Source organism: Amycolatopsis lexingtonensis, assembly GCF_014873755.1.
GTDB classification, from domain to species: Bacteria; Actinomycetota; Actinomycetes; order Mycobacteriales; family Pseudonocardiaceae; genus Amycolatopsis; species Amycolatopsis lexingtonensis.
On the sequence record NZ_JADBEG010000001.1, the window covers coordinates 748,045 to 773,802 of the forward strand.

Here is a 25,758-nt window from a genome sequence, read left to right on the forward strand (position 1 = left end):
CAAACGTGACGGAACGCAAAGCGGAAGCGGAATCGGCTCCGGCGAAGAAAGCGCTTACATCCGATCAGCGCAACGCCTTCCTCGCGGCGCTGCTCGGCTGGAGCATGGACTCGTTCGACTACTTCCTCGTCGTCTTCGTCCTGGCGGACATCGCCAAGGACAAGTCGTTCGGCGCGACGGCGACGCAGCTGGCGTTCATCACCACGGCCACGCTGGTGATGCGCCCGGTCGGCGCGCTGCTGTTCGGCCTGTGGGCCGACCGGGTGGGCCGGCGGATCCCGCTGATGGCCGACGTCCTGCTGTACTCGGTGGCCGGCCTGCTCTGCGCGTTCGCCCCGAACTTCACCGTGCTGCTCGTCCTGCGGTTCGTCTACGGCATCGGCATGGGCGGCGAGTGGGGCCTCGGCGCGGCACTGGCGATGGAGAAGATCCCGGTGGCCCGCCGCGGGTTCTTCTCGGGCCTGCTGCAGGTCGGCTACTCGATCGGCTACCTGCTCGCCGCGCTCGCGTACCTGCTGTTCCACTCGCTGCTCGACCTCGAATGGCGCTGGATCTTCGTGCTCAGCATCTTCCCGGCGCTGATCAGCCTGCTGATCCGGGCACGGGTCCGCGAGTCGGAGGTCTGGGAGGTCGCCCGCGAGAAGCTGCGGGTGACGCGGACGTCGGTCAAGGACATCCTGCTGAACCCGAAGGTCATCCGCCGCTTCGGCTACCTGATCCTGCTGATGACGGCGTTCAACTGGATGAGCCACGGCACCCAGGACGTCTACCCGAGCTTCCTGAAGGCCCACGAAAACGGCGGTGCCGGGCTCAGCGCGTCGACGAGCACGTGGATCGCCGTGCTGTACAACGTCGGCGCCATCATCGGCGGCCTGACCTTCGGCACCCTGTCCGAACGCCTGGGCCGCCGCCGCACGATCGTCACGGCGGCGGTGCTCGGCCTGCCGGTGATCCCGATCTTCGCGTTCGACCACGGCGCGGGGATGCTCGCGCTCGGCTCGTTCCTGGTGCAGATCATGGTGCAGGGCGCGTGGGGCGTGATCCCGGCGCACCTGACCGAAATGTCGCCGGACGCCATCCGCGGCTTCTACCCGGGCGTCACCTACCAGCTGGGCAATCTGCTGGCCGCGTTGAACCTGCCGATCCAGCAGGCCATCGCGGAGGCGCACGGGTACACCTCGGCCCTCGTGTGGACGGTGGTCCCGGGCCTGATCGCGGTCGCGGTGCTGACGGCGATCGGCAAGGAGGCCAAGGGGATCAAGTTCGGTGAGTCGGCGGTGGCCACGGCACCGGCGGCTAAGTAGCGTCGGCCGCCCGCAGCCGGGCCAGGATCCCGAGCCATTCGACGGCGTCTGCCGCGGTGAGGTGCAGCGGCAGCGGCGGGCTCAGCCGGAGGGTCTCGATCGCCCGCCGCACCACCGCGGGACAGCCGGCCAGGGCGAACGGGACGCCGGTGCGCAGGGCGCGGCCGGCCACCTCGTGCAGGAGCGCCACCCCGCGCGCGGAGCAGTGGCGCACCCCGGTCAGGTCCAGGACGAGTCCCCGCGGGGCCAGCCCGATCTCTTCGGCGAGCCGGTCGCGCAGCCGGTCTCCGCAGGCCAGGTCGATGTCCCCGGTAACGGCGACGACGGTGGTTTCGGAGGTCGCGGTGAGCACCAGCGACGCGGCGGGCGGCGCTTGCGGCCGGCTCTCGTAGTGGCGGTCCAGCAGCGCGTCGATGTCGAGCTTGGCGGGGTAGGGAACGGAATCGACCCCGCGCGCCCACTCCCGCAGCGCCGCGACCAGAGCGCGGTGCTGTTCGTCGTCGGGGCGGACCATACTCGTTACATCGCTTTCCGGGGCTCCGGTGCAACACCCGGCTCAGTGGGTACGGTCGAGGGGACCCGGCCAGGTGAACCGCTCCCCGGAAGTTGGACTGGGAATCCAGTTCCGACTTTCCGGGGAGCGGTTTGGTGTATCCAGGAAGTTCGTTGTCTGAGCAGCAGCGGGAGTCCGCTGTTGCGTTGTTCGAGGCCGGGTATGGCGCGAAGGTGGTCGCGACCCGGTTGGGCGTGTCGCCGATGGCGGTGCGACGCTTGCGTGATCGTTGGAGGTTGCGGAGCGCGGGAGCGCTGATGAGGGAGCCGGGTAAGCGGTCGTTCACCTTCGAGTTCAAGCGTGAGGTCGTGCGCCGGTTCGTCGATGGTGAGGCGTCGGCGATGGAGCTGGCGCGTGAGCATGATCTGTCGTCGCCGAAGCTGGTGGAAAACTGGGTCAGGGTGTACCGGCGTGAGGGCGAGGACGCGTTGCGGCCCAAGCCGAAAGGCCGGCCGGGCAAGCCGGTTGACCCAGCCGGGCTCAGCGAGCTGGATCGCCTGCGGCAGGAGAACCTGGAGTTGTCGGCGAAGGTGGCGTTGCTGGAAAAATTGCGGGCCTTGAAGGAGCAGGGGCGAGGGTGAAAACCCAGGTCATCGCCACCCTCAAGGCCGAGTATCCGCTGGCGGTGCTGCTGGCGGCCGCCGGGCTGGCACGCTCGACGTTCTTCTACCACCAGGCCCGGCTGACCCGGCCCGACCCGCAGGTCGAGCTGAAGGCGGCGGTCACCGAGCAGTTCGAGGCCGCCCGCGGCCGCTACGGGCATCGGCGTGTGCACGCGATGCTGCGCCGCGGGGGCTGGCGGGTAGCCAAGAAAACGGTGTTGAAGCTGATGAACATGCTGGGCCTGTTCTGCCAGGTCCGGCGGCCGCGCCGCTATCGGTCCTGGCTCGGGCAGATCGGCACGGTCGCGGCCAACGTGCTGGATCGCCAGTTCACCGCGGCGGCTCCGGACACGAAATGGGTCACCGACGTGACCGAGTTCCGTATCGGCGACCGCAAGGTCTACCTGTCCCCGGTGATCGACTTGTTCGACCGATCCGTGATCGCCTACAGCCATGGCCCGTCCCCGAGTTTGGAACTGACGAACTCGTCGCTGCGCGCGGCGATCGCGACCCTCGACGGCGCCGCCAGGCCGTTGGTGCACTCCGACCAGGGGTTCCAGTACCAGCACGTCTCCTGGCGGAGGTTGATCGAGGACGCGGGCCTGGCCCAGTCGATGTCCCGGCGAGCGAACTGCCTGGACAACTCCATGGCCGAGAACTTCTTCGGTCATTTGAAGGAAGAACTGTTCCACCACAACAGCTTCGACACCGTCGAGGAGTTCACCGCCGAGCTGGACGAGTACATCGACTGGTACAACACGATCCGCATCTCGACCACGCTTGAAGGCCTGAGCCCGGCCGAATACCGAGCCCAGGCCCTCAAGCCCTAGCTTTACCTAGCCAGTCCAACTTCCAGGGGTCAGTTCACCAGGTGGCGGGTCCCCTCGTTCCGCGTCAGCCGCAGTGTTCGAACTCGCTGTTGTAGGCCTGGCCGTCGGCCGCGCCGCCCCACTTCACGCACTTGTCCGCCGCCGCGGCGGAGACCGGGCCGGCGAAGTAGGAGAACGCGCCCGAGTCGGTGAGCCGCGTCGAGCCTTGGACCTCCAGGTAGGCCGAGGTCTGCGTGGCCGTCCCGGCGCTGGCGCTCTTCATCGCGCTGACGCAGTTCTTTCCGGTGGCGGAGTTGTACGACAGGTAAGCCGTGCCCGCCGTGCCGAGCGGCGCCGAATCGATGACGCCGTAACCGAGTCCGCAGGCCGGGGCGCCCAGCGCGGCGTCGGACACCGTGGCGAAGCGGATCGTGTCGTTGGCGTGGAACTCCGGACCGGCTTCGAACAGCACGCCGACCGACGCCTGGGACAGCTGCACCATGTCGGAGTACGCCGCGTCCTGGCCCCACACGAGCAGGCTGCCCGCGGTGCCGGTCCAGTTCGCGCCCTCGTCGAACGACGAGTGCACCCGCAGCTCCTTGCGACGGTCGCAAGTGGACGGTGCGGCGAACACCACCCGGTTGTACTTGCCGCCGGTGTCGGAGGCGCTCATCCGCGCCGTCGAGCCCTGGACGGTCGGCGCGACGAGATCGGTGGCGAAGGCGAACTTGGAACTGAAGCTCGCGCCGCCGTCCGAGCTGATCGCGAAGGCGCGGTTGCGCGTGCCGCCCTCCAGGCACTTGTCGTCGTCGTTGGCCTGGTTGCGCGCGGCGGCGTAGACCCGGCCGTCGAGCAGCTCGGTGACGCTGATTTCCTGCGGGTTGATGGCGGTGGTCGGCGAGTCGGTCGCGCCGCGGTGCCACGTGCCGCCCTGGTCGTCGCTGTAGACCAGCGCGCCGGTGTTCTTGCCGCTGATCGTCCAGCTGACCCCGGCGACGAGCCGCCCGGCGTGCGCGCCGCGGGTGAGCACGATCCCGTGCGACGGCCCGGTGGCGAGCCAGCCCGGGGCGCTCGCGAACCCGAGCTCCGTGGTCAGCACGCGCGGCGCGCCCCACGTCTTGCCGTTGTCCTCGCTGATCGACACGCGCGGGACGCGGCCGCACGAAGGGTTGGTGTAGCACTGCATGGTGGACAGCAGCACGATCCGGTTGCTGCCCGGGATGACGATCGGCGCCGGGTTGCCCTTGGTGTCGCCGTTGGCCTTGATGACCGTCTGCAGCGCGCTCCACGTCTTGCCGCCGTCGGTGGAGCGCTTCATGACGAGGTCGATTTCGCCGAGGTCGTTGCAGAAGCTGGCGCCGCCGTTGCGGCCCTCGGCGAAGGCGAGCAGGTCGCCGTTGTTCGCCTTGACGACGGTCGGGATGCGGTAGCAGTCGTGGCCTTCGGTGTTCTTGTTGAACACCAAGGTGCTGCTGACGTCGGCCTGCGCGGTGGCGGTGCCGATGGCCGCGGGGACGGCCACGGCGGCGCACCCCAGCAGCCCGGCCAGGAGGCCTCTGGCGATCCGGGTGAGGTTCACGGTTCTCCCTACGGGTTCGTTCTACGTCCTACGTCTCGGCGGTAGCGTCGGCGCGGTCCGTACAAGACCCGTACAACCCGGCGTATAACGAACTATTCATGGCCGGGAGGGAAAATCCTGGTGAACGCGGATCAGGTCGCCGGGAGCCGCAGGGCCGCGGCTTCCGGACCGGTCAAATGGGCTTCGAGGGTTTTGCACGCCGCCGTGACCAAGCGGTTGCGGTCGCCGGCGCGGGTGGCCATCACCACCTGGCACGGGTCGACGCCGACGAGCGGCACCGTCGTCACGTCGGGGCGGAGGCGGCTGAACCGCACGCCCGCCGGGACGATCGAGACCAGCTGGCCCGCCGCGATCAGCGGCCCGTCCGGGGCGCGGGCGTTGGGGCTGGTGGCGGACTTGGAGGCTGGTTACTACCTCGAGTAGGTTGCTGGCGATCCAACGGCGATATATCGTGTGAATGTCGGCGATACGACTACACGAGGAGATCGCATGGAGATGTCTGCGGGAGCGGGACGGATCTTCGCCGGGTTCGGCGGGGGGCACTTCGGACACGGGCCGGGTCACGGTCACGGGATGCACGGTGAGCCGGGTCTGCACGGCTTGTTCGGCCGCGAACCGGGCGGGCTGGGCCACGAGCCGGGGCTCCACGGGCTGCCCGGCCACGGGCCCGGGGTGCACGGCGGACCCGGCTTGCACGGCCACGAGCCGGGCGGTCACGGCGGACCGGGGCACGGACCGGGTCCGCACGGGATGCCGGGACACGGGCCGGGTCCGCACGGAGTGCCGGGGCACGAGGACTGGGACGGTGGGCCGGAACTGGCGCGCGGGGGTCCGCCGGGCGGGTTCCCGCCCCAGCCGCCGCAGCCGCCGGGCTTTCCCGGGTTCCCAGGTGGCCCCGGCTCGTTCGGCGGCCCGGGTGGCTGGGGCGGTGGCGGCCCGTGGCAGCGGGTCCGGGAGTTCCGCGGCGGGCGGCCCCCGGCGCGTCCGGTGCGTCCGGCCGTGCTGGCGCTGCTCGCCGAGGAGCCGATGCACGGCTACCAGCTGATGCAGGAGATCCGCCGCCGCACGAACGAGCGGTGGCGGCCCAGCCCCGGCTCGGTGTACCCGATCCTGCAGCAGCTGGAGGACGAAGGCCTGGTCCACACGGTCGAGACGGCAGGCCGCCGCGTCGCCGAGCTGACCGACGCGGGCCGCGAGCACGTCGCCGGGCGGGAGGTGGAGTTCGCCGAGCTGTGGGCCGAGCCCGAGGAGGAGCCCAACGCCGATCGCTTCGCGACGCTCTGGCACGCCTTGGGCGAGCTGTCGGGCGCGGCCGCCCAGGTGGGGCACAGCGGCACCGAGGCCCAGGTGGCCGAGGTGAAGAAGATCCTCGCCGACGCCCGGCGCCGGGTGTACGCGGTACTGGCCGACGCGGGCCTCGAGGACGAGGAAGCCTGACGTCACCCGCACGGCCGGATTGTCCACATCGGACACTTCGGCCGTGCGGGTAAGCTCACCTCCCATGGAGGAAAAGGACTTCGCCGCCCACCTGACGGCGACCATGACCGGCAGCGCGCTCACCATGCTGATCGGCGTCGGCCACCGCACCGGGCTCTTCGCGGCCGCCGCGCGTGGGCCCGCCACCAGTGCCGGGCTGGCCGAGCGGGCCGGGCTCCAAGAGCGTTACGTCCGCGAGTGGCTCGGGGCCATGGTCACCGGCGGCATCTTCACTCACGAAGCCGGCGAGTACACCTTCCCGCCCGAGCACGCGAAGTTCCTCCTCGGCGAAACGGCATCGAACCTGATGCCGTCCCTGCTCACCCTCAGCGCGTTCACCGGCATCCTTCCCGACCTGGAACGCGCGTTCGCCGAGGGCGGCGGCGTCCCGCGCGAGGCGTATGGGCCCTACCTCGAGACCCTCGGCGCGAAAACCGGCGACAGCTGGAAGCACATCTACCGCGAACACCTCGTCGACGGCTTCTTCGGCGCGGTCCCCGGCCTCAACGAGCGGCTCACCGCCGGGGCACGGGTGCTCGACCTCGGCTGCGGCACCGGCAACGCCATCGCCGTTGCCGCGCGGGCGTTTCCCGCGTCGCGGTTCACCGGGATCGACATCAACCCCGGGGTCGTCGAGCAGGCCTGGGAGCTCACCGCGGACCTGCCGAACGCCGAGTTCGCCGTCGGGGACGCCGCCGAGCTCACCGCCGATCCGCCGTACGACGTGATCACCGCCTTCGACGCCGTGCACGACCAGGACCGGCCGGACGTCGTGCTGCGGCGGATCCGCGGCGCATTGGCGCCGGACGGCCTCTTCTTCATGGTGGACACGAACTTCTCCAGCGACGTCGCCAAGAACGTCGGCAACCCGCTCGCCGCGCTGTGCTACTCGATCAGCCTGATGTACTGCACGACGACGTCGCTGGCCGAAGGCGGCGCCGCGCTGGGCGCCATGTGGGGCACCGAAAAAGCCCGCGAAATGCTCGCGGACGCGGGGTTCCGGCACGTCGAAGTGCTCGGGTCCCCGCGTCCGCAGAACTGCGTTTACGCCTGCCGGCCTTGAACTACTGCTGGTACGGCGCCGCCGCGGCCTTCGCGGCCGTGATCAGCGCGCCCTTGTTCTTCGGCCAGAACGTGCTGTCGACGCAGGTGTACTTCGGCAGGAAGCCACCGCAGGTGCCGCTCGAGCTGCCGACCTCGAACGTCACGCTGGCGACGCCGAGTTCGCCGTAGGTGAAGTCGTCGGTGGTGCCGGTCGTGTCGTAGCCGACGGTTTCCTCGTTGGTGCCGACGAGGTAGCCGTTGGACGCCGCGTACTTCGCGCCGAGCTTGCGGTACTGCGCGTCGTTCGGCGAGGTGTCCTGGGTGAAGCCCCACGGGATGATGATGTCGTTGCCGTAGCTGTGCAGCGTGATCATCGTGCCCTTGGCGGTGGCCGGCGCGGGGTCGTTGTTCCCGGTGCCGCGCTGGTCCGGGAAGATCGCGCGGGCCAGCTTCTCCAGCGCCTGCGTCTCCGGCTCGGAACCCGCGCTCACGCCCTGGTAGGTCTCCGAGCAGGCGGAGTTGGAGTCGCCGCCCCACTTGAACGTGGAGTTGCGGTTGAGGTCGATGCCGATGTTCGTGCCCGTGCAGCTTCCCCGCGAGTTGTCGGCGTTCTTGCGCTGCAGCTTGGGCGAGTTGCCGCCGGAGGCGACGATGTCGACGCCGTCGGGGTTGGCGATCGGCACCACCCACACCTCGGTGGTGTCCAAAATGGACTTCGCGGTGGCGTCGGTGGCGTAGCCGTCGGCGAGGTAGTCGATCCAGCGCCAGGCGAGCTCGCCGGTGGACAGCTCGCGCGCGTGGATCTGGGCCATCAGGAAGAACTTCGGCTTCGGCGACGTCGTCGACAGCGTGCAGTCGCCGGCCTGCTTCTTCGTCAGGCAGAGCGCCTGGACGTCGTGACCGCCCTGGCCCTTGGTCTTCTTCCACGACTGGCCGATCGTGTACTTCGTGGCCAGGTCCGGGTGCGCGGAAGCGACCTGCGCGAGGTGGTTCTCGTGCGCGGTGACCGTCCGGTACCCGCCGTAGTAGGTGTCGGCCGCCAGCTTGTTCGTCTCGGCGGGGAGTTCCTTGTAGACGGTGTCGAAGAACGACGGCCGGTAGCCCCGCGCCCGCAGTTGGTTCGCGACGCCCTGGCCACCGACGACGTACACGGCACCCGCGTCGCCTTCTTCGACGTCGAAGCCGGCTTCGGTCAGCGCCTGCGCCTGGGCGGCCGTGGCCGACACGCGCCAGAAGACCGGCGTGTCCGCCGGCTGCGCGGTGGCGGTGCCCCCGAGCAGGGTGGTGAGCAGGACGCCGGTCGCCGCGAGGGCGAGCCGGGACAGGGACCTTGACGCCATCTGGGGATCTCCTCACGCCGCACGGATGGAGGTCCGGCGGGAACCCTTGGTCACCGCACCGGCACGCACAGTGTGTCGGTGCGGGCAAACCCGGCACACCCCCGAAAGTCGCGAAACCGGGCGCGCTCAGGCCAGCCCGGCGTGCGTCTCGTTCAGCAGGGCGATGATCAGCCGCGGGGTGCCCGGCGCCACCACGACGGCGTCCTCGCCGGCCGGGTACGTCAGCACGCGGCCGCGGTCGAGGTCGAGCAAGGTGGCCGGGTTCGAGCGGATCCGGACCCCGCGGTGGCGCCGCGCGGTGTAGAGCTGGTGGACCGCTTCGCGCGGTTCGTGCAGCGGTTCGGCGTCCGCAGGCTGCACCCGGTCCGGGACGTCGGCGCCGTCGAGCTCGGGCAGGCCGTCGAGGAGGCTGGTCGCGAGCCGGATGGGGCGCACGGGTTCGACGAGCACCGCCACGTCGTCGGCGACCAGCCGGATCGCGTCCTCGCCGCGCGCCGCGACCAGGACCGCGCCGTGCCCGCCGTCGCGGCGCGTCGTCCAGGAGTAGAACTCGTGGTCGGCGTGCGCGAGGGTGCGCAGGGACGTGCGCCAGAGCCCGTTGAGGCGGTCGTTGCGCGCGAGCCCGAGGCGGGTGAGCGTGCTCATCGTGCGCTGCTCCAGCTCGGCCGCGGCGTCTTCGCGGACCCAGTGGTGGTGGCCGGTGCCGAGTGCCGCGGGTGGTTCGCCGAGGTCCAGCAGGCGCCAGGCGGTGAGGAACGCCGGCCGGGGCAGGACGACGGGTTCGTCGAAGACGGGCATGCGGTTCTCCCCGGTCAGGCACCGATGGTGGGGTCGACGGTGGTCTGCCCGGTGGCCGGGTCGACCCAGCCGTACCGCTCTTCGTCGGTGAAGAGGGAGCCGTCGTCGAGGACGTACTTGCGTTCGTGCACCCCGTCGCCGTCGCGGCGCGAACGTCGGCTGGAGCCGCTGGTGGCGGGGGACGCGCCCGGTGCTCCGCCGCGGGCGTTGCCGGGGGCCGGCGGGATGCCGCGGGGGTTGCCGGGGCCTGCGGGAGTGGCGTGGAAGGTGCCGGTGAGGCCTGGTGGGACGGTGCCCGTCGCCGATCCGGCGGGTGGGGGAGCCGGTGCCGTCGTGCCGGGCGACCAGCCCGGGGGCTCGGCGGGGACGAAGCCGGTCGTGCTCGTCGCGCCGGGTCCGGCCGGATCGGTGCCGAACGGTGGCCCCGATGCCAGGGCGGGCGCCGCCGCTGGAGGGGCGGGCGGACCGGTGGGTGCCGGGGAACCCTCGGGCCCGGCAGCGGTCGTCGCGGGGTAGCCGGAGTGCGGCTGGGCCCAGCCGTCGGCGCCGTAGCCGCCGGCGGCGGCCGGAATGCCGACGGGGCGATCGGTGGCCGGAATGCCGGTGCGGTCACCGTCGGCGGGCGGAAGGCTGGAGCGGCCACCGTCGGCGGCGGGGTCGCCGTCGTCGTACCTCAAGGCGCGGGCCTGGCCGTCCAGCTGGGCGGCATAGGCGTGATAGTGCTCCAGATACCGCGCCGCGTTCGCGTTGTACGCGGTGATCGCCTTCTCGGTGTCGGTGTCCCACGGCGTGACGTGGTCCCACAGGCTCTTCTCCGGACGCGGCCCCAGATCCGCCAGCTCGGCGTGGAGCCGCCGGTAGTGGTGGTCCGCTTCGGTGATGTTCAAGCCGTTGCGGACGTACCTCGCTTCGGTCGTGTCGAGCGCGCCCCCGAACGCGCGGGTGGTCGCGCCGGCGGCGTCGGCCGCCTCCCCGCGCCACGCCGAGCCGAGGCGGTTGAGGACCGAATGCAGCAGGTCGGCCACTTCGCGGTGTGCCATCGCCACGCGCTGGGCCGCCTCGGCCGCGTCGGCCCAGCCGGTGCCGGGGCCGCGGTGCACCAGGTCCACGAGGTCCTCCAGCGAAACGACCCGCGCCTCGACGTCCTGGTGCGCCAAGCCCGCGGACCACCGCTCGGCGGCTTCGGTCGTGTGCACGGACGCCGGCCCGGCGCGGTCGGCCGCGGCCCGTACCCGGGGGTTCGACCAGGGGAACAGCATCAGCCGGCCAGGTCGCCGGCCGCGGTGGCGTCCTGCTCGCGCAGCCGCCCGGCCGACGCGCCGACCTTCGCGACCAGCTCGTGCAGGAACGCGATGCGGCGCCGCAGGTGGTCGCGGTCGGCGGCGAACAGCATGCCGAGGCGCGCGGTGTAGGCCTCGCTGGCCGGATCGCCGGCCGGGGAGCGCGAGGCGAGCAGCAGGTCGGTGTCCGCCGACGCCTCGGTCAAGCGGTCGTTCGCGGTCTCGAGCCGCTCGAGGAGCACCCGCAACTCGTCAGGGTCCAGCGCGAAGTCGGTGTGCGTCAACGGGTCCCCTCTCCGGCTCGCGGTGAAAGCCGCAAGTGGACAGTCGCGGGGCCCGCCCGGCCCGTTACGGCCGGAGAACGCGAAAACCGGGGCCGGTGACCGGCCCCGGTTTCGGCGGGAAGAGCTACTTCTTCAGTCCGTGCTCGATGGCCTCGATGATCCGCGGCCGCAGCTCGGCCGCCGAGATGATCGCGTCCACCGAGCCGACCTCGACCGCGCGCTGGATGCTGTGGACGCGGTCGAACTCCGCGGCCACTTCGCTGACCTTCTCCGCGCGCACTGACGACTGGAGCTCGGCCAGCTGGGCGTTGAGCGCCGCGCGGGCCGCGCCGCCGGCCGCCCCGACCTGGGCCTGCAGCTCGGTCACCCGCGGGTCGTTCGCCGTGCGGTTGTTCACTTCGCCGGCGAACACCACCGCGGCCGCCGGGGCGCCGCCGAGCACCGACGCGAACGAACCCTCGAGGGCCAGCACCGTCATGTTCGGGTTGAGCGTCTTGGAGAACACCACGAACGCGCCGCCGTGGTACCGCGAAATCACGGTGAACACGATCGGGCCCTCGAAGTTGACGATCGCCCGGCCGATTTCCGCGCCGTACTCCAGCTGCAGCTTGCGCAGGGACTCCGGCGAGCCGTCGAAGCCCGACAGGTTCGCCAGCACCACCAGCGGCCGGTTGCCCGACGCCGCGTTGATCGCGCGGGCCGTCTTCTTCGACGAGCGCGGGAACAGCGTGCCCGCGGTGTAGGTGTCCGGGCCGTCGGTGGGCGGGAAGCCGCGGCGCGGCACCGACCGCGACTCGATGCCGATCAGGCAGACCGGGCGGCCGCCGATGTGCACGTCCTGCACCGCCGAGGTGTCCGCGTCCGCCATGCCCGCCCAGCGCTCCAGCACCGGGTGGTCCTGGTCGGACAGCGCGCGCATCACCGTGCGGATGTCGAACGGCTTCTTGCGGTCCGGGTTGTGCTCGGCCGAGAAGATCTCGCCGACGGTCGTGAAGTCGCTGCCGACGACGGCGTGCGGGAACGACGAAACGTCGCGGCCGACCGGGTCGCTGGTGGCCACCTTCCGCGGCCCGGACTCGCCCGGCGCGATGTAGGTGTGCTCGTAGTGCGCCATCAGGACTTCGCGCGCGGCAGGCAGGTTCGGCGCCCAGTACTGCGCCTGGCCGTTCGGGCCCATCACGCGGTCGTAGCCGCCGATGCCGAAGTTGTCCTCGGCCGACACGCCGCCGGAGAAGTCCAGCGCCTGCTTGCCGGTGAGCACCATCGCCGAGTCCGGCGTCATCACCAGGATGCCCTTGGTGTGCATGAGCATCGTCGCTTCGGCGTTCCAGTACGGCTGGGCGCCGACGTTGATGCCGTTGACCACGATGTTGATCTCGCCGCCGTCCTGGGTGAACGTGACGATCCGCTTGAGCGCCGCGGCGACCCAGTCCATGTTCTCGGTGCCCGAGGACATCGAGATCCGCGCACCGGACGACAGCGCGAGCCACTCCAGCGGGACGCGCATCCGCTCGGCCAGGTCGAGCGCCGCGATGACGCGCGAGCACTCCGGCTCCGACAGCGCGCCCAGCGACTTCGTCGGGTCGCCGAGGAGCACGACCCGCGTGACGCCTTCGGGGTGCCGCTCGGTCGGGGTCGAGACGACGCCCGCCACGAGCGCGGCGGTGTTCTTGCCCTTCGGCCGGTCCACCGGGACCAGCGCGCCGCCCTCGTCGAGGTCGTGCTCGGTGAACGTGCCGCCGGGACCGGCGAGCAGGTCGGTCAGCTCGTACGGGTACACCGTCCCGCGCCGCGCCGCCCGCAGCACCTTCAGGCGGTACTCGTCCAGCGGCTTCACCGGCTCGGTCGACGGGTGGTCGACGTGCAGCCGCGCGCCGTGGCCGGGGTCGAAGGTGATCCGGACGGCGAGCTCGGTCAGCCTGCCCGCGTCCGTGCGCCGCCGCGCCAGGAACTGGACCTCCTCCAGCCCGGCGCCCACCGACGTCGGCAGGATGCGCTGGACCAGCGTGTTCAGCTCGTCGGTGGTGAGCTCGGTCGGCGGCCAGACGTACATCATGATCCGGTTGGTGTCGAACCGCTTGTTCTGCGGCCGCTGCGCCTGGATGTTCCGGATCGCGTCGAGGCAGGCGGTGACCGCGTCCTCGAGCGCGGGCAGCGCGACCAGGCGGCCGTCGGCCTCGCGCAGCGGCGTCAGGTCGCGGACCTGGCCCATCGCGATCAGCCGCTCGTCGGCCGGGTTGGTCTTCGCCACGGCCTTGAAGAGGTAGATCTCCTCGTCCGCCGACGGCAGCCGCGTGAGGTCGAACTCGCGCAGGCGCTGCAGCTGCAGGCGCTGCGCGATCTGCGGGTGCAGGCCGCGGATCAGCCGGTCTTCGGCGAACGTCTCGCCGTCGCGCTCGAACGTGAAGTGGTGGTGCATCACCGCGCCGCCGGTGCCGGCCACGGTGACGACGACCCGCCGCACGCTCGCGGGCACCGGGTGCTCGGCCAGCAGCGCGCCGAGCCGCGCGGCGGCCGCGTCGACGTCCGGCTGGTCCTCCCAGCGCAGGTACAGGTCGGCGACCGCGCCTTCGGTGGCCACCTCGCCGAGCGCGCCGAGGGCTTCGGGCAGCGCGGAGATGTCGACGGCGGTGGTGACCAGCGGCAGCACGCCGTCGGCGGTGTCCAGCCGGGCGGTCAGCCACCGGGAGCCGCCGGCGTCGCGCACCTCGACCCCGGACAGCCGCCGGTTGCCGTAGTAGCGGCGGGTCAGCACTTCCAGCAGCGGCGCGTGGTCGCGGCCCGGGCGCCCGATCCGCTGGCCGACCAGCCGGACGAGGGGCTGGGAGCCGGTGATCATCGCCTGGATCCGGTCGGCGCGGTCCGGTGCGTCCGGGTGCTGGTCGAGGTACCGCAGCTCGGTGCGGACGGCGGCGTACACCTCGGCGCGGTGCCGGCGCAGCAGCGGCTGGGCGAACCAGCGGAACACGACACCGCGGGCGAGGTCGGACACCGCGGGGAAACGCACCTGCGTGGCCTCGACGAGGTGCTCCAGGGTCAGCCCGGCGCGCTCGCTCAGCGACTCCACCGGCGGCGCGCCGGTCAGCCACTGCCGCAGCAGCTCCGAAACGACGGCGACGTCGGCCGCCATCCGCTGCTGCGCCAGGAAGATCCGGAAGACCGCGGCCTCCAGCTCCGGCGTGCGGTCGAGGTCCGCGACGCCGTAGTGCGCGAGCACCTGGCGCAGCCGGGCCTGGAAGCCTTCGGTGACGCCGGCGCGTTCGACGTCGAGGCTCTGCAGGTAGCTGTGGAAGAACTCGCGCGAGCTGTGCACGGCGCCGTTCGACTCGGCGTCGAGCTCGCCGCCGGGGGTGTTGCGGCTCAGCTCGGACAGGTCGGCGAAGACGGTGAGCAGGTCCAGCTCGCCTTCGACCGGGCGGTTGCCCAGTTCGGTGCGCGCTTCCAGGTAGGCCGCGACGAGCCGCTTGCGCTCGGCCGGGTCGACGTCGAAGCCGAGCAGCAGGCTCTTGAGGTCCTGCAGGCCGCGTTCGACGCGCTTGGCCGCGGACACGCCGTCCGGCACGGTCGGGAGCTCGATCTCGACGGTCTCGGTCTCTTCGGCCGCCTCGTCCTCGGCGCCGTCGGACAGCGGCTCCAGGCGCATCAGGGGCGCGCCGGTTTCGACCTGGCTGCCGACGGACACCGGGCATTCGCGGACCCGGGCGCGGAACGGCGCGCGCAGCACCGTCTCCATTTTCATGCTCTCCAGCACGAGGATCGGCGCGTTCGCCTCGACCTCGTCGCCGACCGCCAGCGGGGTCGCGACGACCAGCGCGGGCGCCGGGGAGCGGACGACGCCGCCCTCGTCGCGGCTGATGCGGTGGGTGATGCCGTCGACCTCGACCAGGTGGATCGGGCCGTGGGTGGCCGAAACCAGGCGGAACCGCCGCCCGTTGACCAGGATCTGGCCGCTGTGTGCGTCGAAGCGGTCGATCTCGACCTCGGCGTGGTGCACGTCCGACGTGCCCGCCGAGACACCGACGCGGAAGCGCTTCCGCCCGGCGCGCGCGACGCTGACGCGGTAGCCGACGCCGCGGAGCTTGAGGTCGAGCGGGCGGCTGCTTTCGTGCTGCACCTGCGGGCGGCCGCCGTGCGCGGTCGAGAGCAGCCGCTGGACGGAGACCTCTTCCTCGTCCTGGTAGGCCTCGATGGCGGCCGCGGCGAGCGCGATCGCGGAGTGCCGGTGGGTGACCAGGCGGCCTTCGGCGCGGACACGGTCGATCCAGCCGGTGTCGGCGCTGGCGTCGATCACCTCGGGCTGGTCGAGCAGGTCGAGCACGAAGCTCTTGTTGGTGGCGCCGCCTTCGATGATGACGGTCGTCTCGGCCATGGCGCGGCGCAGGCGGCCGAGCGCCTCGTCGCGGTCGCGGCCGTAGGCGATGATCTTGGCGATCATCGAGTCGAAGTCGGCCGGGATGGTGTCGCCTTCGCTGACGCCGGTGTCGACGCGGATGCCGGGGCCGGCGGGCAGGGCGAGCCGCGCGATGCGGCCGGGGGAGGGCGCGAAGTCGCGGTCGGGGTCTTCGGCGTTGAGCCGGGCTTCGATCGCGTGGCCGAGCTCGGCGGGCTGGGTGCCTTCGAGCTTGCCGCCGCCCGCGACGTGCAGCTGCAGCTTGACCAGGTCGGTGCCGGTGGTGATCTCGGTGATCGGGTGCTCGACCTGCAGGCGGGTGTTGACCTCGAGGAAGGCGAACAGCTTCTCGCCCGGGTGGTACAGGAACTCGACGGTGCACGCGCCGCGGTAGCCGACCGCGACCGCGAGCCGCTCCGCCGACGTCTTCAATTCGGCGGTCTGCTCCGGCGCGAGGACGGGGGAGGCGGACTCTTCGATGATCTTCTGGTTGCGGCGCTGCACCGAGCAGTCACGGACGCCGAGCGCCCACGCCGTCTCGCCGTCGGAGATCACCTGGACCTCGACGTGCCGGGCGCCGGTGACCAGGCGCTCCAGGAACACGACGCCGGAGCCGAACGCGCGCAGGGCTTCCTGGCTGGTGCGCTCGTAGGCGTCGGCGAGGTCTTCGCCGGAGGCCACCATGCGGATGCCGCGCCCGCCGCCGCCGGCGGTGGCCTTGAGCATCAGGGGGTAGCCGATCCGGTCGCCGGCCTCCAGCGCGGCTTCGAGCGTCGCGACCTCGCCGCGGCTCCACGGCGCGACCGGCACGCCGACCTCTTCGGCGATCAGCTTCGCGCCGATCTTGTCCCCGAGCTTGCGCATCGCGTCGGCACTGGGCCCGACGAAGGTGACACCGACCTTTTCGCACAGTTCGGCGAACGCCGGGTCCTCGGCGACGAAGCCCCAGCCGACCCACGCGGCGTCGGCCTTCGTCTCGACGAGCGCCTGCTCGAGCTTGGCCAGGTCGAGGTAGGGACGCGCCGACGCCGGACCGAGGTCGTAGGCCAGATCGGCCTCACGGACGAAGGTGGCAGTGCGGTCCGCGTCGGTGTAGAGGGCGACCGTCTCGATCCGCGTCCCGGTTTCCGCCGACAGATCCCGGACGGCGTGGATGAGCCGCATCGCGGCCTCTCCGCGGTTGACGATGGCGACACGACTGAACACCGGCTGAGCCTCCCAAGTACCCACGCACAGAAGGCGACGCACCTGTCCTGGAGCGTCGCCTGCACCTGTCTACACCCTGCTGGATTACCGCGGGGTAGACCAATGTCCGCCATGGCGCATGCCGAGGCGGCTGCGTTGTGGGAACCCCACAAAAAGCGACCCGCGCCACACTGCCGGGACCGCATTTCTCGCGAGGGCTGCCACAAAGCACGGTGCGCAGCCTACGGCGGGCGGGACCCGGAAAACATCCAGATCCGCGAAAGTAGGGGCCCCGGTCAGGAGGCCAGCAGCGCGGCCGGATCCAGGACCTGCCCCAGCTCGCGGCGTTCGGCCTCCGACAACGGCACGGCGGCGACCTCGGACCGCCCGTCCGGCCCCGGCGCGGTGGTGATGGCCAGCACCGGGCGCCCGTCGATCTCGCGGAGGGTCACGCGGCCACCGCACGAGAGGTCCACCGTGACGCCCGGCTGTTCGCGATGCCGGCCCAGCCAGCGGCCGACGAAGTCGAAGGTCATCGCGGTCTCCCCTCGGTGCGCGCTCTCCCCGTGGAAACAGGTGTCGGTTGTTAATGCCCCGGATACACGCGGTTCACACCTCCGCCTCGCGGCGGCCTCCGGCGGGCACGCGCCGCCGCCGGTGATTCGTCCACAGTGGACAGCGCGGTGGGAGGTGCGCGCGGTGGCCCGGTGCGGCCAGGATGGCGGGATGAAACTCGGGCAGCTGGCCGCGTCGGCACGGGACCTGTTCTCCGCGAAGCTCGTCTACGGCGAGCCCGTCGAGCGGGACGGGGCCGTCGTCATCCCGGCCGCGGCGGTGTTCGGCGGCGGGGGCGGGGGCGGTGGCGACACCGGGGCGCTGCCGGTGCGCGAAGGCGCCGGGTTCGGGGTGTTCGCCCGGCCCTCGGGCGCGTTCGTCATCCGGGGCGGCAGCGTGACCTGGGTGCCCGCGGTCGACGTCGCGCGGCTGGGGCTGGCCGCCGCCGTCACCGTCGTCGCGCTCGCGAAGATCCTCGCCAAGCGCGCCAGGTCCTGACCTGACGCGAGTGTCCCTCGCCGAAAGTTCACCGCCGGTTCTTGTCCGCGTTCGCGTTCGCGGCCTAGCGTCGGGTCGTCTTTCGATGCGGAGGTACGCATGAGTTCTGGGGACCTGAGCCGCCGGGCGCTGCTGCGCGCGGGCGGTGTGGCGGCGGCCGGGGCCGCGATGGGGATGCTGCCCGGCGTCGCGTTCGCCGACCAGCCGGGCGGTACCGGCAGCCAGACCCGGACCGTCACCGGCACGCTGAAGCCGGACGTCCCGGACTGGTACTACCTGCCCGTCGACGTCCCGCGCGGGGTGCGGCAGATCGACGTCGTCTACTCCTACGACAAGCCGCAGGTGCCCGCCGGCACCCGCGGGAACGCCTGCGACATCGGCATGTTCGGGCCCGAAGGCCACGAACTGGGCAACGCCCGCGGCTTCCGCGGCTGGTCCGGCGGCTTCCGCGACCGGTTCTCGATCAGCGCGTCCGAGGCCACGCCCGGCTACCTCGCCGGCCCGATCAGGCCCGGCCGCTGGCACGTCATCCTCGGCCCGTACACCGTCGCGCCGCAGGGCCTGAACTACAAAGTGGACATCACGCTCACCTTCGGCCCGGACGCCGCGCCGTTCAAGCCGGACCCGGCGCCGGAGACCGCGCCCGCCCGGGAGCGCGGCCGCGCCTGGTACCGCGGCGACGGCCACCTGCACACCGTCCACTCCGACGGCCGCCGCACGCCCGAGCAGCTGGTCGCCGACGCGCGCGCCGCCGGCCTCGACTTCATCGTCTCGACCGACCACAACACGTCCAGCTCGCAGCTCGTCTGGGGCCGGTACGCCACCGACGACCTGCTGATCCTCAACGGCGAAGAGGTGACTACGCGGTCCGGGCACTGGCCCGCCATCGGCCTGCCCGCCGGCACGTGGATCGACTGGCGCTACCGCGCGGCCGACCCGCAGGACTTCCGCCGGTTCACCGACCAGGTGCACCGCGCGGGCGGCCTGGTCACCGCCGCGCACCCGTTCGCCAACTGCTTCGGCTGCACCTACGAGTTCGCGTACGAGATCGCCGACCTGGTCGAGGTCTGGAACGGCCCGTGGACCCAGGACGACGAAGCCAGCGTCATCCACTGGGACGGCCTCCTGCGCGGCGGCCGGTTCATCCCGGCCATCGGTGACTCCGACGCGCACAACCCGGACCAGCGGGTCGCGCTGCCGCACACGGTGGTGCTCGCCGACCGGCTGCGCCGGAAGGAACTCCTGGCCGGGCTGAAGGCCGGGCGCTCGTGGCTGGCCGAGTCGGCGGCGGTCCAGCTGGACTTCACGGCCTCCGGCGGCGGCCGCACGGCCGGGATCGGCGACCGGCTGCCGCTCGGCACCGGGGAGCCGGTGACGGTGCGCGCGGTCGTCGGCGGCGTCCCGGGCACGACCGTGACGTTCCTCGACCAGCTCGGCCCGGAGCACACCGAGACCGTCGGCGACGCCGGCGCGGCCACGGTCACCTGGACGACCTACCCGCGCTACTCGCGGTGGGTGCGCGTCGAGGTCCGCCGCCCGTCCGGGGGCCCGAACACCACGCAGCCGAACGCCATGGTCGCGTTGTCGAACCCGATCTTCCTCGGCGCCTGAACCTCCACCCGCCGCGCCGCGTCCTGGTTTTGGCAGACTGGTGCGAACGGGTGAAGGCGAGGCAGGGTGCGCGGGTGTGGCCTGAAGGTGGCGATCTTCCTGGGGGCGGTCGTGGTGTTGACCGCGGGGATCGTCGTGGTGGTGGTGCTGACGCGCAGCCCGGTGCGGACGCCGGGCTGCACGGTGGCGCAGCCGGGGCAGGACGGCTACACGTTCACGCCGGAGCAGATGAACAACGCGGCGACGATCTCGGCCGTCGGGACGAAGCTGGGCCTGCCCGCGCACGCGGCGACGGTCGCGCTGGCCACCGCGTTGCAGGAGTCGAAGCTGCGCAACCTCGAGGGCGGTGACCGCGACTCGGTCGGGCTCTTCCAGCAGCGGCCCAGCCAGGGCTGGGGCACGGTCGCGCAGCTGCGTGACCCCGTCTACGCGGCGACGGCGTTCTACGAGAAGCTCGAGAAGCTGCCCGGCTGGGAGACGCTGCCGATCACCGAGGCCGCCCAGGAGATCCAGCGCTCGGGGGTGCCGGACGCCTACGCCCAGTGGGAGTCGCAGGCCCGCGCCATGGCTGCGGCGTTCAACGGCCAGTTCCCGGCCACGCTGACCTGCCGCAACCTGACCCTCGCGGCCCCGGCCGACCTGGCGGCGGCCGCCACGGCGGAGCTGGGCACGGCGGCGCTGAGCGGCGCCCACCCGGCCGCGCAGGGCTGGACGTACGCGAGCTGGCTGGTCGGCCGGGCGGAGGCGCTGGGCGTGGACAAGGTGAGCTTCGCCGGGCAGACGTGGACGGCGGAGTCCGGCGCCTGGGCCCAGGACTCCGCCGCCGGTCAGGACCTGTCGCTGCACCAGGCCCCGGCACCCCAGCCCAGCGAGTAACACCGCGCTTTCACGTGAAAGTGACCCGGAGTGCGTACTCCGGGTCACTTTCACGTGAAAGTGGCGCCGGGACCAGCCGGCTCACGGGACGAGGATCGCGCGGCCGCGGATGCGCCCGGCGTCGAGGTCGTCGAGGGCTGTCTGGAACTCCTCCAGCCGGTAGCGGGCCGTGTGCAGCTTCACGCGGCCCTGCGCCGCCAGCACCATCAGCTCGCACAGGTCGTTGTACGACCCGACCAGGTTGCCGATCAGGTTGATCTCCGTCGAGATCACGTCGATCGTCGGGACGTCGATGTTCTCGCCGTAGCCGACGACGTGGTAGTCACCGGCCCGCCGCAGCATCGCGATCCCGTCGCGGGTCGCGCCGCCCTCGCCGACGAAGTCGATCACGGCTTCCGCGCCGTGGCCGCCGGTCAGGTCGAGGACCTGCGAAACCTGCGAGCCGTCGCCGATGACGCCGTGGTCGGCACCGATCGAGACCGCCAGCTTGACCGCGTCCGGGTTGCGGTCGACGACGATCAGCTCCGCGGCCGAGATCGCCTTGAGCACCTGGATGCCGATGTGGCCGAGCCCGCCCGCGCCGATGACGACGCACTTGTCGCCCGGGCGCAGCCGCCGCGCCGCTTTCGCCGCCGCGTGGTACGCCGTCAGCCCCGCGTCCGCCAGCGCCGCCACGTCGGCCGGTTCCAGAGAGTCGTCGATCTTGACGACGCTGCGCGCGGACGTCTTGAGGTACTCCGCGTACCCGCCCGCGGTGTCGATGCCGGGGAACTGCGACTGTGCACAGTGGACGTCGTCGCCGAAGCGGCACGCCCGGCACAGCCCGCACGTGATCAGCGGGTGCACGATCACCTTGTCGCCCTCGGCGACGTTCGTGACCGCGCTGCCGACCGCATGCACCCAGCCCGCGTTCTCGTGCCCGATCGTGTAAGGCAGCGTGACGCCCGACTTCTCCTTCCACTGCCCCTCGAGGATGTGCAGATCGGTGCGGCAGACACCGGCGCCGCCGATCCGCACGATCACGTCGTACGGCCCGCTGACCGACGGCTCGGGGACGTCGGCCAGTTCCAACGGCGCGTCGTACCCGACGACCTGGACGGCTTTCACGCTGGTACCTCCACAGTGGATTCGGGGTAGCGGGTGCGGAGCAGGCCGCGGCAGAAGTGGGAGTTGCCCTCGATCGAAATCCGGACCGACCGGGCGAACCGCAGCCGCAGCGGGATTTCCTCGCGGGGGAACGGGGTTCCGTCGTGGTCGACCAGCACCGGCGACGCCGGGTCGGACGGCAGCCCGAGCGCCTCGCGACGCCGGAGCAAGGCCTGTGTGGACACCGCGTCCGGCAGGTCCGCGAGGGTGACGCCGTGCAGGTCGACGTCCTCGTTCGCCCGCAGCAGCACGCTCAGCGCGCGTTCCATCGCCGCCTGGTGGGCCTTGCGGCGGAACGTCGCCCGCAGCTCCTCCAAGTCCTGATCGGCTTCGTGACCGAACGTGCCGCGGTAGCCCGCGTCGGCGGCGAGACCGGCGTTGATGAGGTCCGAGTCGTGGTGGTCGTCCAGCTCCACCACCACTTCGGTCGTCCACGGCAGCGCCGTCAGTGCGTCCTTCGCGTCCGACGCCATGAGGTAGGCGAAGTTCGGCGCGCAGAACGACGTCGGCAGTCGCAAGTGGACGGTCACCCGGCCGCCGTCGACGTCGAGGGACTTGACGAAGCCGAGATCGGTGATCGGCTCGTCCAGCTCCGGGTCGAGTACCGCGTCCAGCGCGGCGTAGGCGTCCATGTCAGGCCACCGAGACGGCCTGCGGCTCGACCGGGGCCAGCTGCAGTTCCGAGGGCACCGGGATGTCATACATCGCCGCCGCGTTGAGGCCGAGGATTTTCTTCTTCTGGTCGACCGTCAACGGCGCGTACTCCGGCATGTCCTCCGGGATCTGGAAGTCGACGAACCGCTCGATCAGCCAGCGAGGCGTCCAGAGCGCGTAGTCGCTGGAGAACTGGATGCGGTCCTCGTCCAGCCAGTACAGCAGCTCGCCGATGATCTGCGCGAAGTACCGCGGCCGCGTGTGGATGAACGGGATGGCGACCGCGAGTCCCGCGTGGACGTTCGGCTCCTGCGTGGCGATCCAGCAGAAGTCCTCCAGCCGGGGCAGGCCGCAGTGCTCGACGACGAAGTTGAGGTCGGTGAAGTCGGTCGCCGCGTGGTCGACGTCGGCGACGTCGAAGGCGTCGCGGTCGAGCGGCCGGATCGTCGGTCCCTTGTGGACGTGGATGTTCTTGATCCCGAGTTCCTGGCAGGCTTCGAAGTACTTGTACGTCCACTTGCCGTCGAGCTTGTAGCCGCGCGAATCGCCCTGCCACTCGGCGGTGTAGAGCTTCACGCCTTTGAGGTCGAAGCGCTCGGCGTCGCGGCGCAGCTGGTCGATCCCGGCCTGCTCGAAGCGCGGGTCGAAGAAGTGGTTGTAGGTGAGCTTGCCTTCGTGCTTCTGCGTGAGTGCGAAAGCTTCTTCGGTCTGCCCGAAGCCGTTTTCGTAGAACGCGCCGAGGTACGCGGGCTGGAAGATCGCGTGGTCGACGTAGCCGTTCTCGAACAGGTCGCGCATCAGCCGCTCGCCGCCCTGGTAGAGGTAGTCCTCGTAGGGCCAGACCTCGGACTCGGGGCTGAGGTTGCGGTGGTAGTCGTAGAAGCAGTCGATGAACTGCTTGCCGTGGATGTTGCGCTGGTTCTCCGGGCGTGCGTCCCACAGGGCCACGTGGGCGTCCACGATGAAGTAGGTCTCGCCGTCTTTGCTGTACATGCCCGGGACGCTAGGGACGTCGGGGCTGGTCAGGGACCCGTCGGCTGTCTCGATATGAGACAGCTCGGGCCGCCGTCACCCGGGCGGCGGACGTAGGCTGGACGGAGTCCCACGCAGCGGCGCGTTCCGGGAGGTCGAGTGGAGAACCCGCAGGTGTCCGTCACGCGGTCGTTCGACGCCGCCCGGCTGCGGGCGTCCTGGCAGCGCAGCGAGCGCTACGGCGTCCCCGAAGACGAGGTCGTGCCGGTGTTCTCCGGCGCGGTCGACACCGGCTCGCTGCTCTACGAATGCGGCACCGAGGTGCTGCGCGGGCTGCAGGCGACGCTGGCCAACGAGCCGATCAGCCTGATGATCACCGACAGCGAAGGCCTGGTGCTGAGCCGCCTGTGCACGGACGCCGGCATCAACCGCTCGCTCGACAAGGTCCACCTGGCGCCCGGGTTCTACTTCGCGGAGAGCAACGCGGGCACCAACGGGCTGGGCCTGGCGCTGGCCGACCGGGCGCCGTCGCTGGTGCGGGCCGCCGAGCACTACTGCACCGACCTGCGCGGCTACACCTGCGCGGCGGTGCCGGTGCTCGACCCGCTGACCGGCGGGCTGGCCGGCAGCGTCAACCTGACCACCTGGTCGGAGCAGTCCTCGGAGCTGCTGCTCGCGCTGGCCCAGGCCGCGGCCGGGAACACCGCCGCGCTGATGCTGGCCCGCGCGTCCGGCCGCACCGCCCGCCCGACTCCGCGGGGCGAGGTCTTCCGCGTCTACGCCGACCGGGTCGACCCCGGCGACCTGCCGCGGCTCTCGGCCGCCTGGACGACGGCGGTCGCCGAAGCGCGGACCGCGCTGGGTGGTGGCCGGGTCGTCGCGGTCGTCGGCGAGCCGGGCGCGGGCAAGACGGCGCTGGCGTCGCTGGCGCGGCGGGAGCTGCGGCCCCGCGAGCGCGTCCTCAACGCGCGCCCGCCGGCCCCCGACGACGTCGACACCTGGCTGACGCTGTGGACGCCCGAGCTGGCCAAGGAGGGCACCTGCGTGATCGTCTCGGGCGTGGACGCGCTGCCCGCGTGGGCGGCCGAGGAACTGGCGCGGATCTTCGCCGAAGTCCGTCACGACGAGCTGCCGCCGTTCGTCCTCACCGCCGAGGACGCCGCTTCGGTGCCGGCCGCGCTGAGCCCGCTGGTCGACCGGGTCGTCGAGGTCCCGGCGCTGCGGTTCCGCCCGGACGACGTCCTCCCGCTGGCCCGTCACTTCGCCCGGCGCGACCGCGGCCGCGACGTCACTTTCACGCCCGCGGCGGCTCGTGCGCTGACGGCGTACGACTGGCCCGAGAACGCGAAGCAGCTTCGCCGCGTTGTGCGCGAAGCCGCTTCACGGTCACAGGTGGTAGACACGCCGCAGCTGCCCGCCGAGGTGTTCACCGGGGTCGGGCACCGGCTGAGCCGGCTGCAGGCCCTCGAACGCGACGAGATCGTCCGCTGCCTGGCCGAGCCGGGGGCGACGGTCGTGCGGGCCGCGGCGAAGCTCGGCATGGGCCGGGCGACGCTCTACCGGAAGCTGGCGCAGTACGGGCTCAACGCGCGGCGACTGAAATCCTGACCGGCCGCGAGGCCTGGGCCCAGTGGACCGCCGGGCCCATCGCGCAGCCCGCGGCGAGGAAGACCGCGCCCAGCAGCAGCCAGCCCGGCAGACCCCAGCCGATCACCACGGTGGACAGCAGCACCGGCCCGAGCGCGCGGGCCACCGAGACCCCGGTGCCGAAGAAGCCCTGGTACTGGCCCTGCTGATCGGCCGGCGCGAGCGCGAAGCCGATCTCCCACGAGCCCGCCGACTGCAGCATCTCCCCGGCCACCTGCACCAGCGCGCCCACGACCAGCACCGCGAACGCGATCCACGGCGAAGTCCCCGACGCCGAAACCGCGAAGGCCACGCACGAGGCGAGCAGCAGCACCCCGGACCGGCGGACCATCCGCGCCGCCGAGCCGATGCTCGCCAGCCGTCCGGCCACCCGGACCTGCAGCAGCACCACCACGACCGTGTTGAGCACGAACAGCGCGGACACCGTCCAGCCCGGCGCGGCCGTGCGTTCGACGATCCACAGGGGAATCGCGACGCTCAGCAAGGGCATGCGCAGCAACAGGATCGCGTTGAGCAGCGTCACCAGCGCGTACGGCCGGTCGCGCAGCACGGCCAGCTTCGGCTCGCCGGTGCGCGGCGCCGACACCGGCACGGCGGGGAGCGCGAGCAGGAGCACCGCGGTGACCGCGAAGCTCGCGGCGTCGAGCACGAACACCGTCAGGTACGCCGACGCCGTGTCGGCCGACAGCGCGAGCCCGCCCAGCCCGGCGCCGACGGCGAGCCCGGCGTTGCCCGCGGACTGCAGCCGCGCCCGGATGCGCGTCCGGCGTTCCGGGTCGGCGAGCGCGGCCAGCAGAGCCTGGCGGGCGGCGGCCAGGCCGGTCTGGCAGCTGCCGTAGAGGCAGGCGGCGAGCGCGAACAGCACCGGCGAGCGGACCAGCAGGAACGTCAGGATCGACGCGCCGGTGGCCAGGGCCAGCAGCACGGCCGAGCCCCGCGCGCCGTGGCGGTCGGCGAGGTGACCCAGTGGCACCCCGGCGACCGAGCCGACCGCCCAGCCGAGGGTGAGGCCGAGCCCGACCTGCGCCGGGGTCAGCCCGGCGATCCGGGTGAAGAACAGCACCGAGCACGTCAGGAACGCGCCGTCGCCGAGCGAGCCCACCAGCTGGGCGGCGGCGAGCAGGCGGTCCGGAGTCTTCGTCATGAGGATGACGT

The 25,758-nt window shown here is 71.8% G+C and carries 22 protein-coding genes; 10 read left to right on the forward strand and 12 right to left on the reverse strand.

The genetic code is table 11. From position 1 onward, the window contains the following. Positions 1–5 precede the first annotated feature (5 nt). A complete protein-coding gene (locus tag H4696_RS03495; protein ID WP_086864972.1) occupies positions 6–1,304 on the forward strand; it encodes an MFS transporter in 1,299 nt (432 codons plus the stop codon). Here the strand turns inward: H4696_RS03495 and H4696_RS03500 are convergent. Further along, a complete protein-coding gene (locus H4696_RS03500; RefSeq protein WP_086864971.1) occupies positions 1,297–1,818 on the reverse strand; it encodes an STAS domain-containing protein in 522 nt (173 codons plus the stop codon). The genes H4696_RS03495 and H4696_RS03500 overlap by 8 nt on opposite strands. A gap of 152 nt (positions 1,819–1,970) precedes the next feature. Here H4696_RS03500 and H4696_RS49730 point away from each other — a divergent pair, with 152 nt between their 5' ends. Together H4696_RS49730 and H4696_RS03510 are read left to right on the forward strand one after the other, a co-directional pair. Beyond that, complete coding sequence (locus H4696_RS49730; protein ID WP_225955568.1) at positions 1,971–2,438, forward strand: helix-turn-helix domain-containing protein; 468 nt, start codon at positions 1,971–1,973, stop codon at positions 2,436–2,438. Further along, complete coding sequence (locus H4696_RS03510; protein WP_086864085.1) at positions 2,435–3,289, forward strand: IS3 family transposase; 855 nt, start codon at positions 2,435–2,437, stop codon at positions 3,287–3,289. The genes H4696_RS49730 and H4696_RS03510 overlap by 4 nt, the downstream gene beginning before the upstream one ends. A 64-nt stretch (positions 3,290–3,353) precedes the next feature. On the opposite strand, the gene H4696_RS03515 is transcribed toward H4696_RS03510, so the two are convergent. Next, positions 3,354–4,847, reverse strand: a complete 1,494-nt coding sequence (locus H4696_RS03515; RefSeq protein ID WP_192782038.1) for an exo-alpha-sialidase — start codon at positions 4,845–4,847, stop codon at positions 3,354–3,356. A 204-nt stretch (positions 4,848–5,051) separates the two neighbouring features. On the opposite strand from H4696_RS03515, the gene H4696_RS03520 reads away from it, so the two are divergent. The 3 genes from H4696_RS03520 (at position 5,052) to H4696_RS03530 (ending at position 7,386) form a co-directional block, all read left to right on the forward strand. Then, complete coding sequence (locus H4696_RS03520; RefSeq protein ID WP_143265528.1) at positions 5,052–5,270, forward strand: hypothetical protein; 219 nt, start codon at positions 5,052–5,054, stop codon at positions 5,268–5,270. A gap of 150 nt (positions 5,271–5,420) precedes the next feature. Continuing rightward, positions 5,421–6,284, forward strand: coding sequence for a PadR family transcriptional regulator (locus H4696_RS03525; protein ID WP_225955581.1), 864 nt, complete (start codon positions 5,421–5,423; stop codon positions 6,282–6,284). A 64-nt stretch (positions 6,285–6,348) separates the two neighbouring features. After that, positions 6,349–7,386: a class I SAM-dependent methyltransferase gene (locus H4696_RS03530; RefSeq protein WP_192782039.1), complete on the forward strand. Its 1,038-nt coding sequence runs from the start codon at positions 6,349–6,351 to the stop codon at positions 7,384–7,386. Between the two features lies 1 nt (position 7,387). Here H4696_RS03530 and H4696_RS03535 read toward each other — a convergent pair whose 3' ends face one another. From H4696_RS03535 to H4696_RS03560, 6 genes are all read right to left on the reverse strand, one after another. Beyond that, positions 7,388–8,707, reverse strand: coding sequence for a M14 family zinc carboxypeptidase (locus tag H4696_RS03535; protein WP_086865447.1), 1,320 nt, complete (start codon positions 8,705–8,707; stop codon positions 7,388–7,390). Between the two features lie 126 nt (positions 8,708–8,833). After that, entirely contained in the window at positions 8,834–9,505 is a 672-nt protein-coding gene (locus H4696_RS03540) for an ESX secretion-associated protein EspG (protein ID WP_192782040.1), read from the reverse strand. 14 nt (positions 9,506–9,519) lie between these two features. Further along, positions 9,520–10,764 carry a hypothetical protein gene (locus H4696_RS03545; protein ID WP_192782041.1) on the reverse strand — a complete coding sequence of 415 codons (1,245 nt, stop codon included), beginning with the start codon at positions 10,762–10,764 and terminating at the stop codon, positions 9,520–9,522. After that, the gene (locus H4696_RS03550) at positions 10,764–11,069 is read right to left on the reverse strand and encodes a hypothetical protein (RefSeq protein WP_086858168.1); all 306 of its coding nucleotides are present in this window, start codon (positions 11,067–11,069) and stop codon (positions 10,764–10,766) included. Before H4696_RS03550 ends, H4696_RS03545 begins: the two co-directional genes overlap by 1 nt. Before the next feature lie 124 nt (positions 11,070–11,193). Continuing rightward, the gene (locus tag H4696_RS03555; protein WP_192782042.1) at positions 11,194–16,665 is read right to left on the reverse strand and encodes an ATP-binding protein; all 5,472 of its coding nucleotides are present in this window, start codon (positions 16,663–16,665) and stop codon (positions 11,194–11,196) included. Between the two features lie 275 nt (positions 16,666–16,940). Further along, positions 16,941–17,180: a hypothetical protein gene (locus tag H4696_RS03560; protein ID WP_086865420.1), complete on the reverse strand. Its 240-nt coding sequence runs from the start codon at positions 17,178–17,180 to the stop codon at positions 16,941–16,943. 190 nt (positions 17,181–17,370) lie between these two features. Here H4696_RS03560 and H4696_RS03565 point away from each other — a divergent pair, with 190 nt between their 5' ends. The 3 genes from H4696_RS03565 (at position 17,371) to H4696_RS03575 (ending at position 20,184) form a co-directional block, all read left to right on the forward strand. Next, positions 17,371–17,697, forward strand: coding sequence for a hypothetical protein (locus tag H4696_RS03565; protein ID WP_192782043.1), 327 nt, complete (start codon positions 17,371–17,373; stop codon positions 17,695–17,697). A gap of 99 nt (positions 17,698–17,796) precedes the next feature. Beyond that, positions 17,797–19,308, forward strand: a complete 1,512-nt coding sequence (locus tag H4696_RS03570; RefSeq protein ID WP_192782044.1) for a CehA/McbA family metallohydrolase — start codon at positions 17,797–17,799, stop codon at positions 19,306–19,308. An 87-nt stretch (positions 19,309–19,395) separates the two neighbouring features. Beyond that, complete coding sequence (locus tag H4696_RS03575) at positions 19,396–20,184, forward strand: hypothetical protein (RefSeq protein ID WP_338078650.1); 789 nt, start codon at positions 19,396–19,398, stop codon at positions 20,182–20,184. An 81-nt stretch (positions 20,185–20,265) separates the two neighbouring features. On the opposite strand, the gene H4696_RS03580 is transcribed toward H4696_RS03575, so the two are convergent. The 3 genes from H4696_RS03580 to H4696_RS03590 are packed head-to-tail and all read right to left on the reverse strand — an operon-like array spanning position 20,266 to position 22,977. Continuing rightward, complete coding sequence (locus H4696_RS03580; RefSeq protein ID WP_086861830.1) at positions 20,266–21,291, reverse strand: NAD(P)-dependent alcohol dehydrogenase; 1,026 nt, start codon at positions 21,289–21,291, stop codon at positions 20,266–20,268. Beyond that, positions 21,288–21,962: an iron-sulfur cluster assembly protein gene (locus H4696_RS03585; protein WP_086861831.1), complete on the reverse strand. Its 675-nt coding sequence runs from the start codon at positions 21,960–21,962 to the stop codon at positions 21,288–21,290. Before H4696_RS03585 ends, H4696_RS03580 begins: the two co-directional genes overlap by 4 nt. 1 nt (position 21,963) lies before the next feature. After that, positions 21,964–22,977: an amidohydrolase family protein gene (locus H4696_RS03590; protein WP_086861832.1), complete on the reverse strand. Its 1,014-nt coding sequence runs from the start codon at positions 22,975–22,977 to the stop codon at positions 21,964–21,966. Positions 22,978–23,115: 138 nt separating this feature from the next. Here H4696_RS03590 and H4696_RS03595 point away from each other — a divergent pair, with 138 nt between their 5' ends. Further along, positions 23,116–24,564 (forward strand): AAA-type ATPase lid domain-containing protein, encoded by a 1,449-nt coding sequence (locus tag H4696_RS03595; RefSeq protein ID WP_086861833.1) that lies wholly within the window; start codon positions 23,116–23,118, stop codon positions 24,562–24,564. Here the strand turns inward: H4696_RS03595 and H4696_RS03600 are convergent. Beyond that, positions 24,539–25,747 carry an MFS transporter gene (locus H4696_RS03600; RefSeq protein WP_086861834.1) on the reverse strand — a complete coding sequence of 403 codons (1,209 nt, stop codon included), beginning with the start codon at positions 25,745–25,747 and terminating at the stop codon, positions 24,539–24,541. The two genes, H4696_RS03595 and H4696_RS03600, sit on opposite strands and share 26 nt — an antisense overlap. Between the last annotated feature and the right edge of the window lie 11 nt (positions 25,748–25,758).